We start from the raw sequence: 6,460 nt of genomic DNA, 5'->3' as shown, positions 1-6,460 counted from the left end.
AGGTTACGAAAGGCGACTTGTCAGAACTCTGCAACTCGTTGATAGTCAGGGCCGTTTTCACTGGCCGGGAACTGCTGTAAAGACACCCAGGAAGGTGAATATCCTGATCGGCATCACGAATCGCCTCAGAGAAAGTTCTGATGAGCCCGATACTCGATTGAAATGACTGAGCACCGGCCAACTTAGAAAGTTTCTGTTGCTGAGTCCTCCTTCGCCATGACCCTTGGTATCAAGTAGATGACATTTCGACCCAAACACCGGATCTGAAGTCGTCATCCACCAGTGTTGTCTAAAGCTCGCTGCGAAAGTCGAGGGGCGTCATGCCGGTCCAGCGCCGAAAAGCCCTGACAAAAGCTGATGCTTCCGAGAAACCCACCAGGTATGCCGTCTCATTGACGGAAGCCTTCTTCGCGCCCAGGTAATCCAGCGCCATCTGTTGCCTCAGTTCATCGTGAATCTCGGCGAAGGTCACATTCTCGTCGCGCAGGCGCCGGTACAAGGTTTGACGACTCATGGCCAATTCCGCGGCCACCGTCTCCATCGTGACCTCGCCACGGTGCAGGTGCTTGATGAGGTAGGCCTCGATGCGGCTTCGCAGCGTAGGGTTTCGCTCCAGTTCGGCAAGCAGCGCATCGGCCCGCTCAGCGAACAGCCCGAAGACGTAGGCATTGGGCTCATCGAATTCAACATGCAGCGCTTGCGGGGCAATCTGCATGGCATTGCGCCGGCAACCGAAGGACACGGGCACGCGCAGGATTTCCGCCAAGGTAGCCGCGTACGGTGGCGCGGGATGCGTCAATTCGACCGCTAGCGCAAACTCCATTTCCGGAAAATGACGTCGAAATTCACCGATGAATCGGCCAAATGCCATTTCGCCAAGCGTGGGGAAATCATTCGGGTTGGGTCGGTTATCCACGATCCAGATCTGCTCGTTGGCAGGCTCCACTGAGAACCGCTCACCGGCCGCCATCACGTCCACTTCGACCACCAGCTTTGCGTAACGATTCAATTGAGTCATCGCGTCTGGCATGGAACGCGAGGAGTGAACGATCAGGCCGACGATTGAAATTTTCTCTATGCGAGTTTCCACGCTGAACCGAACAGCGATGGCCTGATCGCCGGTCAGATCAACGGCTGCGTGAATCAAGGATTGGTAAGCCAGCATCGAGACCCGCGCATCCTGATCTTCGAGCGCCGCCTCTGTCAGCTGGCTGCGCGCTAACAGCGTACCCCTGGATGCACCATTATCGACAGCAAATTGCAGGAAGCTGCAGGCAAGGCCCGCTGATACGGTTGCGTCTTTCATGAATCTATCCAAAGCCGTTTAGAGTCCCCGATAGGGGATCCGTAAACCCCACGCCTTTAGGCGGAGGGCAGTACTGTGCAGGAGCGTAGTGGTGTAGCCTGAGAACATGGAGAGCTACAAACGAGGTGGGCACACGGTGTGGGATCTCAAGTATCACATCGTCTGGACCACGAAATACCGGTACAAGGTGTTAGCGGGTGATGTTGGGCTTCGGACGCGTGAATTGTTGAGGGAGATAGCGCAGAGCCAGGAGATGGTGATCCACGCGGGATCTATCAACCGCGATCATGTCCATGTTCTGATCTCGATACCGCCGCAGCTGTCGGTTTCACGGGCAGTTCAGTTCATGAAGGGAAAGAGTTCGCATAGATTGCTCTCGGAGTTTGCCATATTGAAGAAGCGATACTGGGGCCAGCACTTATGGGCTCGGGGGTACTGGGTTTGTAGCAGCGGAAACGTAACGGACGAGATGTGGAAGGAATACATCAAGAATCAGAAGCCCCCCGAGCCCGATGATGATTTCAACGTGGTGTAGGGAGAGAGCAAGGGTCGGCCGCATGGCCGACGTCCCGGCTTCAGCCGGAACCCGAAGCCACCGGCTTTAGCCGGTGGAGTGTTCACCGTTTATACCGAGGTTGTTACCAAAAGCCAATAGCCTGTTACGAGCGGTCATGGTGAGCGATCGGGAGGAACTTTAAAGTCACTGCATCGCTTGACGAGGTCTTGCTTGACCAACAAGCAAGCACCACCAGACGAGTTCATTCACCTCAGATTCAGGACCAGTAGATTGAAACACCTGCCCATTGCTCTTTTATGTGCCGCTTCGGTGGCCGTTACCTCCGCATCCGTTCGTGCCGAGTCGCCCTCTGCTACAGGCCCGTTCGTTGGGCTCTCGCTCGGCGGCGCCGGCTTGATGCCTCGCTCGATTAGTCTGGCCGAAACCGGCGAGACCGAACATGACAACGGTGTTGGCAAGCTCACCGCTGGCTATTGGTTCTCTCCACATTGGGGCGTAGCCGCTTCCTATATCGACATGGGAGAGTTTACCCAAACCTATACCAGCGGGAGTTTTAGCGGAGACGTTCGCTCGCTCGGACTCGGGCTACTCGGTAGGGTGCCCATCACTGATCGCTGGAGTCTGATCGGAAAATTGACCTTGACCCACAACAGGAGCAAACAGACTGCGGTGACAGGCGATCCTGCACAGTTTCCGAACCTGAGCGGCAATTCCACTCAAGTTGTTGCGCCGGGGTTGGAAATCAACTATCAGGTCAACGAGGCGGCCTCGATATTTGTTGAAGCCGAGTCGCGAGGCAAAGCAGCCAGTAAGCTGGATACGGCCTATGCCGGGATCGGTTTGCGTTGGCGGTTCTAGTCAGTCAATTGATGATAGCAGCCCTGCCTTATTGGCTGCTATCGCCTCTTGCCTTCATGGCAGACATTGGAATTCCATCACCCGTCTCCTCGTCGTAAACTCACATGCTTACGTTTCTACACATGATCACCGGTACGCTTGCCGTCTCATCAGGACTGCTCGGCCTCTTTGTGAGCAAGGGATCAGTGACTCACCGAATTGCAGGCCGTGTCTTCACCTGCGCGATGATTCTGTTGGGTGTTACTGGCATCGCGCTGGCACAACAGGTATCCATGGCAATCTCTGCAGTAGCCGGTGCTACGATCATTCATCTGGTGATCACGGGCTCGCTGGCTACACGCGCCAGGCCAGGTGCTTTGCATGTGATCGACACAGCCGCACCCTTTGTATCACTGGTCATCGGCCTGACCAGTCTCGCCTTTGCCTGGGAGGCCTGGGAGAGCGTCGATGGGCTCAAGGACGATTTCACGGCTACGCCGTATGGGGTCTTCGGCGCACTGATGTTGGTTGTCGCCGCGCTTGACCTCAGGCACAGGCTGGATGCAGGCACCACGATTGTCGCTCGACGTTGCCGCCATATCTGGCGAATGAGTGTCGCGCTGTTTATCGCGGCAGGCTCACTGTTTACTGGGCCGGGGGCAACAGCTTTTCCCGACTGGTTGCAAGTATCCGGGCTGCTGTCAGTGCCCGAGCCCTTGATTCTCCTGACCATGATTTACTGGCTGATCCGTCTACGGATCTCACCTCGACGATTTCCGTCTGCGCCTGATGATCTTGACCCGTACCTGTCTGAGTAACAAGCGCTCCTGTCACGGCCGTTGCAAGACTTCCCAGAAGTGCCAAAGTGATTGGCCTCAGTTGAGGGTTGAGTGGCGAGTGTTTTTCACTAACCGTCTCTGTCACTTGGACCGCTCAGGAATACCAGGCCATGGTATGTGTTTTCGATCATGGTTGATACTGCAATGATAGGCCTGGCTGCTGAATGCCGTCTCATCTGAATCGATGACAACGACTCCCAGCCCCGCTTTTCGGAATATGAACTAGCGCGTAGCTCCTACCACGTTCGTACGCAGTTCGCTACTCCAGTCCGCCCAGTTTTCCAGAGTGGAGAAGCTGACGTCGTCGTTCTCAAGGCTTACGCTTACCGTGCTCATGTCTCCGGTTGCGGCGTTCATCAGGAGTCTGCTTCCATCTTTGGCAGTGATCTCGATAGTGCCTTGATCGGGGAATACGTTCTTGAATGGGGTCGCATCCAGATAGTCGTAGTCGCCCTGAAGTTCTGAAGTCTCTGTTGGAGACAACTGGATGAACATGTCGACAGCCTCAGCGCTCGTGTCAGTGCCATTGTGGGTGTAGACCTCCTGATAAGAGAACGTGCCTTCGATGGCGGTAGAAAAGGCCCCGCCGCTACTGACGACTCGGCTCCAGGAATAGTCACCATTCTCTATTTGAGCAAAGGCATGTGAGAAATAATCCAGCGCCTGTGCAGACCACTGACCTTGAGCGCGGGAAGTGGAGCCGGATACGGAATATGTCAGATAAGGGCCGTATCTGCTGGCTGAGCTTTCGCTGAAAGAATCACCTTCCACGATTTCGGATCCAAGGAAGTCGTAGCTGGTCAGTGAGCCTTCCATGAGGCTTGCGTTGACTAAGCATTCATCGAATACGAAACCATGGCCATTACCACGAGTTGTATTGTAGTTATCGATGGTGTACGACCCTGCTGATCGGCAGTAATGGACACCGGGCGCGGTATCGTCATCGAATTCGATGAAGTTGGGCAGGGCGTACAGATCATCCGTGTACTCGGGAATACCGGTGAATACTTGCAGAACCGTTGAGATGATCTCCTTGTAGTTGCCTGAGTTGATCGTGGCAGTTGACGGTACCACCGGATCATTGCTCTCTACCAGGACATCGGTGCGGGTACCACTGACATGGTTGATTACCACGTAGTTACCCGGTTCTACGACACAACTGGATCCGACAGTGCAAATGGATTCGTAACCCGGTACCGCCTGGACTTGATGCCAGCCATCGACAGGCCAGTTGATTCTATTGCCATTGACAATGGGGGCTGCGGACAAGGCTGTGCTGCAAAATAGCAGAGATCCTGCCGAGAGTAGTCTCATGTGGGTAGACGCCGAATATCCCTTAATGGGTTGTGCTTTCGACTTTGATATCATTCTTCAATCGAAATGGGGTGTATACCGTCTCAGGGTGAGATGTGCGGTCACAAGTTGCATGGTTTTCAGAGGCAATCCATGAAAAAAGAATACGACCATCATGAGAAAATGGCAGAGTTGAAGCTCGCAGAGGTATTCCCACATTACGTTGCAAAAATAGAGAAAAAAGGGCGTACCAGAAAAGAGCTTCACCAAGTGATTGAGTGGTTGACAGACTTCCGCAAAGAGAAAGTCGAGCAACTGCTGAACGAAGACGTGACGTTCAAGCAATTCTTTGCAGAGGCGACTTTGAACCCGAATGCGCACCTCATCACCGGAGTCATCTGCGGTTGGCGAGTAGAAGAGATCGAAAACCCGTTAACGCAGAAGATCCGGTATCTGGATAAGCTAGTGGATGAATTGGCGAAAGGCCGCAAGATGGAGAAAATATTGCGAGTCAAGTAAGAGACAACGCAATTTCTCGATACCGCCTGGCTCAGCTCCGCACGTCACGTCACGTCACGTCAGGGGCAGGGGCAGTGGCAGTGGCAGGGCAACGGATCGGTCTGCCCGATTGCGCTACAGGAATTAGCTGATCCCGGACGGTTGCAGAATGGTCAGGCAGAATTGCCCAAGTCATCGAGCACGTTGCAGCTATCCTTTCAGCGTGTTGACAGGCTAGGAAGTTGATGATGCGATGGCTGGAGTCGCATGGAAGGTTGCAAGTATGGATAGACTGGAAAAGGTAGAAGAGGCCGTGCTGCTTCTCACGAAGTTATCCGAACCCGGGCCCAGATCCGTTTGGGATAAGCTCTGTCTTGACAGAGTCAGGGATCTGTTATGGGTGCTGACCATTCCGACGTTGCTGTACACTGGGGTCGTGAACTTTGATAGATACTGGCTCAGTCGTAGCGAAATTCAGAACGAAGAAAAACGCAACATCGCGATTGCACGACTTGACCTCCTCCAGGATATCAATAGCGAAATCTACCAGCTTCAGACCCGAGGAGAGGGGCGGCAGGCATTTGCTCTGATCGAAGCCAAACGCGGACAAATCGCGCGACTGACAGATACGATTTTCCTGACCTGGGCTGAGCAGCCTGAAATGTTGGAGCGTTATGATCTGATTGCTTTGGCTGAGGCGCTTTTGGTTCAGTACCGTACCGATGATGCACTGCGCGTGGCTGAAACCGTTGAAACCGACGGGCTCACACCTATCGATGCGATTGATCAACTGATTCTCAAAGCCCGCATTCAATTTGAGGTAGGGCCAGCGCAGGATCTTGAAGCCGCACGGGATCATTTGCGAAAGACAGTGCCCCTGGTTGAGCAGATCCAGCGCAGGGGAAACCAGCTACTGATGCAAGAGAAGGTGCTTCAGGTCAGTCTCTTGAATGAGGGCTGGCTCGGAGTGGACTGTGACAAGCTCCTTCCCATGGCGGAGGGTTTGATGGAAGTACGGGCTTTGAACAAGGCTGCCGGTAGTTCAGAGGACGTGTATCAATCGGAGACTACTGTGCTCACCGTGCGAGATCAGTGTTCCTGACATTTTCGATAGAGCTTCGGGCGTACTTCAACCAGTCAATGGGAGGACCGTCTGCGCATCAGAGAGTA

The 6,460-nt window shown here is 54.1% G+C and carries 7 protein-coding genes; 5 read left to right on the top strand and 2 right to left on the bottom strand.

What is annotated here, in order from left to right; genetic code table 11:
* Positions 1–289: 289 nt before the first annotated feature.
* Positions 290–1,306, bottom strand: coding sequence for an AraC family transcriptional regulator (locus ACUNV4_RS28140; RefSeq protein ID WP_430881998.1), 1,017 nt, complete (start codon positions 1,304–1,306; stop codon positions 290–292).
* A gap of 106 nt (positions 1,307–1,412) precedes the next feature.
* Between ACUNV4_RS28140 and tnpA the strand changes: the two genes are divergently transcribed.
* The 3 genes from tnpA to ACUNV4_RS28125 all read left to right on the top strand — a co-directional run bounded on the left by tnpA (position 1,413) and on the right by ACUNV4_RS28125 (position 3,478).
* Positions 1,413–1,841, top strand: coding sequence for an IS200/IS605 family transposase (tnpA, locus tag ACUNV4_RS28135; protein WP_430881997.1), 429 nt, complete (start codon positions 1,413–1,415; stop codon positions 1,839–1,841).
* 252 nt (positions 1,842–2,093) lie between these two features.
* Complete coding sequence (locus ACUNV4_RS28130) at positions 2,094–2,681, top strand: outer membrane beta-barrel protein (protein ID WP_430881996.1); 588 nt, start codon at positions 2,094–2,096, stop codon at positions 2,679–2,681.
* A 185-nt stretch (positions 2,682–2,866) separates the two neighbouring features.
* Positions 2,867–3,478, top strand: coding sequence for a hypothetical protein (locus tag ACUNV4_RS28125; protein WP_430881995.1), 612 nt, complete (start codon positions 2,867–2,869; stop codon positions 3,476–3,478).
* Positions 3,479–3,721: 243 nt separating this feature from the next.
* On the opposite strand, the gene ACUNV4_RS28120 is transcribed toward ACUNV4_RS28125, so the two are convergent.
* Positions 3,722–4,768 carry a hypothetical protein gene (locus ACUNV4_RS28120; protein WP_430881994.1) on the bottom strand — a complete coding sequence of 349 codons (1,047 nt, stop codon included), beginning with the start codon at positions 4,766–4,768 and terminating at the stop codon, positions 3,722–3,724.
* A gap of 177 nt (positions 4,769–4,945) precedes the next feature.
* On the opposite strand from ACUNV4_RS28120, the gene ACUNV4_RS28115 reads away from it, so the two are divergent.
* Together ACUNV4_RS28115 and ACUNV4_RS28110 are read left to right on the top strand one after the other, a co-directional pair.
* A complete protein-coding gene (locus ACUNV4_RS28115; protein WP_430881993.1) occupies positions 4,946–5,311 on the top strand; it encodes a DUF2200 domain-containing protein in 366 nt (121 codons plus the stop codon).
* 262 nt (positions 5,312–5,573) lie between these two features.
* Entirely contained in the window at positions 5,574–6,392 is an 819-nt protein-coding gene (locus ACUNV4_RS28110; protein WP_430881992.1) for a hypothetical protein, read from the top strand.
* Positions 6,393–6,460: the final 68 nt, after the last annotated feature.

This window comes from Granulosicoccus sp. 3-233 (genome assembly GCF_052681095.1).
This window is presented reverse-complemented; position numbering and strand designations above follow the sequence as displayed.

Coding starts and splice junctions, on each gene's coding strand:
- tnpA (WP_430881997.1), top strand. CDS start 1,413: ATGGAGAGCTACAAACGAGGTGGGCACACGGTGTGGGATCTCAAGTAT.
- ACUNV4_RS28115 (WP_430881993.1), top strand. CDS start 4,946: ATGAAAAAAGAATACGACCATCATGAGAAAATGGCAGAGTTGAAGCTC.
- ACUNV4_RS28110 (WP_430881992.1), top strand. CDS start 5,574: ATGGATAGACTGGAAAAGGTAGAAGAGGCCGTGCTGCTTCTCACGAAG.
- ACUNV4_RS28140 (WP_430881998.1), bottom strand. CDS start 1,306: ATGAAAGACGCAACCGTATCAGCGGGCCTTGCCTGCAGCTTCCTGCAA.